General features: G+C 29.4%; 4 protein-coding genes. All 4 read left to right on the forward strand.

From position 1 onward, the window contains the following. Nucleotides 1-807: hypothetical protein (locus tag Q0V09_RS10245; protein WP_297489261.1), on the forward strand; the 807-nt coding region annotated here is incomplete at its 5' end. A 9-nt stretch (nt 808-816) separates the two neighbouring features. After that, nucleotides 817-1,098, forward strand: coding sequence for a hypothetical protein (locus tag Q0V09_RS10250; RefSeq protein ID WP_297489264.1), 282 nt, complete (start codon nt 817-819; stop codon nt 1,096-1,098). A 17-nt stretch (nt 1,099-1,115) separates the two neighbouring features. Then, nucleotides 1,116-2,183 (forward strand): hypothetical protein, encoded by a 1,068-nt coding sequence (locus tag Q0V09_RS10255; RefSeq protein ID WP_297489267.1) that lies wholly within the window; start codon nt 1,116-1,118, stop codon nt 2,181-2,183. Continuing rightward, on the forward strand, nt 2,183-2,704 hold the full coding sequence (locus tag Q0V09_RS10260; RefSeq protein WP_297489270.1) for a hypothetical protein: 522 nt from the start codon (nt 2,183-2,185) through the stop codon (nt 2,702-2,704). The genes Q0V09_RS10255 and Q0V09_RS10260 overlap by 1 nt, the downstream gene beginning before the upstream one ends. Nucleotides 2,705-2,776 lie beyond the last annotated feature (72 nt).

Here is a 2,776-nt window from a genome sequence, read left to right on the forward strand (position 1 = left end):
ATTAAAGCTGTTAGAAAAGCATTTAATGGAGCTACAGTAGTTTATGATAACTTAGACCCAGCTAAAGCAATATTAGGTTCTACAACTGGTAGAAGTTTCAAAGATTCATCATTAAACGGAAGTTTCACTTTAAAAGATTTCTTTGCAATGTTCCTATATGGAATTGAAAAAGGAATTTACTGTGATACAGTTTTAGTTTCAACAATCGGTTGGATGGTATTTATGAATGATCCTATTATGAAAACTTTTGTTGAGAATAACGGCGGTGTAATCTTCAGAGGACCTCAAGGAACTATAGGAATGGATTTAGACCCATATAGAGCTATGATGTCTGGAACTAGACCTGAGAAAACAAGAATTACACCTTCTATTCCTGCTGGATTAATGAATGTAAACTTCAAGTTCATAGTAACTCCATTTGTTCCATTCTATAAAGAAGGACAAACAGTTTATCAGAACTTAGTTGATACAAACGGTGTATCTCAATTACCTTACTTAGTTAAAGAAGGTTCTAATGCTGGAAAACCAGTTAAATGTGGGAAAGACAAAATGACTTCACTTGTAATGCTAGATTCATCAAAAGGTATGTTATATCTTGAAGAAGAAGGAATTAAAACTGCTGAGGAAGACAGTAAATTCTTAGAACTTCATAGAATCAGATTAACTGAAAGATATGACTTTGCAGCAATGTACGATGGAGCTGGTATCTTAGTAGCTAAGAACATCACTATTACAGATGATACTTTAGACATCTATAATCACATATCAGTTAATTTAAGCGAAGCTCAAAAAGCTTTACAGGCATAGGTGATATAAATGGCAACTGCTAAAGAAACTAAAGATCTAAAAGCAAAGGAGACTCCTACAGAACTTGTAGGAGAAACTCCTGAAAAAGAAACAAAATTTAAAGTTGAGAAACCTGCAAAGGCAACTTATACTGAGAGAAAATTAACTTTGAATGCTATCAACTTCTGTGGAATAGATGATGAAATACTTACTCTATCTGAACCAGAAATTACTATCAAAGCTGATGATGAGAAAAAGCAAAGAATTGCAGATGTTCTTATTAAAACTGGAAAGTTAATAAAAATAAAATAAATATTGGGAGGTGTTCAGTGAAAATCACTAGAACATCTAGCTATATTCTTTTAGAAGAGATTGGAGAACATTACCAAGGATATGATGAAGTTTCATTCATCTTAGAAAAAGGTGATAGAGCTCCAGTCTCTTTTTTATTAGAAATAGTTAGTAGCACATCAGTAAGATTAATCTTTGCTGAAAAACAAGAAGATAAAATAATTATATTTTTCAATATAAAAAGTTCTAACCAAGAGTCTGTAGATAGTTCTATTCTAGTTAGTGAACTAGAAGTTGAGAAAAAAGAAATTATAGATAAACCTATATATATTGAAGTTGAATTTATAGAGAATGAAGTTGAATTTCCTTTTGTAGAGGAAGGAGATACTCCAAAAGATACCAGAGTCATTTTAAAGGTTTACGAGATAGAACAGTACAATGATTACCCTTCGTCAAAAGAAAGGCTTGTATTTGAGTCTGAGGAAGGTAAAATTACAAATAATATCATAGAGTATGACTTCCAAAAAGATAAAATTTACGAATTAGAAATAACTCATAAAAAAAACAAAAAAATCATTCCTTATATTCATGATATGCCTGAAATTTATTATTCATCTGTATATCATTTGAAAGAAGCTTCAAGTGAGGTAGGATTACTTATAGATGATAAGAAAGAAAATACATTTGATTTAAAACTCCTTATATGGAGATTCTCTAAGTTAGCATTTGCAATTGCAGGTATAAGTGATAAAGAAATTAAGCGTAGTGCTATGAGATCAGTTATAACAGAATATGTTACTTCAAAAGTTCTAGTACAACTTATAACTAAAGCTATTACAGATATAAACTTAACTCCTGGACTTGCTGAAAATTCATTAGGAAAGATACAGATAAAACTTGGAGATTTTGAACAAGGTAAAGGTATAGAAACTATAACTACACAACTATTAAAAGCTCATAAAATATTAGCTGATAAAGTTAATCAACTTGAAAAAGATTTACCTGAAATATTTAAATATCTCCAAACTGGAACTAACCCTTCTAACAAGAATTATAAAGGACTTAAAGTTGAGAGAAAGAAAGATTTCAAAGGGAGTAAAAAATAATGAATAAAGAAACATTTGAACAAATATCAAAAACAGGTAGACAAGTTATTATACTTAGAGATGTTGGTAAATGTGATTGTATTAGAAAAGAAGAACATCCAGTTGTTGATAGTGATTATTTATCTATACTTGGAGATACTGATTTTGAAAAGGTAATTGATGATATTGAAAATGCAGACCCTAACTGTCATAAATGCTATGGTACTGGTAAAAGATTTTTCAAAATATTTAGTGAGAAAATAAGACTTGCTAGTTCTTCAGCTATAGAAAGAGGATCTTCAGCAGAGGAACATCAAAAATATAAATTATTAAAAGATGATGCTTTCATATTTTATTTCCCATTCAACTATAATTTTTTAACATTAAAGGATTATGTAATTACTTTGGAATACGACAAAGACAATAATATTGTTTCACCTATAAAATTTAAAAATTTATATAAAATTGTAGAAAACTCTGAAAACTTTGAGAATAATTTTTTATTCCATAAAGTTAAAGGTAAAAAGATAAAGGAGGTGTGAAGTGGGATTTATGATTATAACAGGACTAATTTTTGCTGTAGCTTTGAAGCTTTATTTCAATATGTATGATTA

It is taken from the genome of uncultured Cetobacterium sp. (assembly GCF_947039425.1).
Lineage (GTDB): Bacteria > Fusobacteriota > Fusobacteriia > Fusobacteriales > Fusobacteriaceae > Cetobacterium_A.

Coding starts and splice junctions, on each gene's coding strand:
- Q0V09_RS10250 (WP_297489264.1), top strand. CDS start 817: ATGGCAACTGCTAAAGAAACTAAAGATCTAAAAGCAAAGGAGACTCCT.
- Q0V09_RS10260 (WP_297489270.1), top strand. CDS start 2,183: ATGAATAAAGAAACATTTGAACAAATATCAAAAACAGGTAGACAAGTT.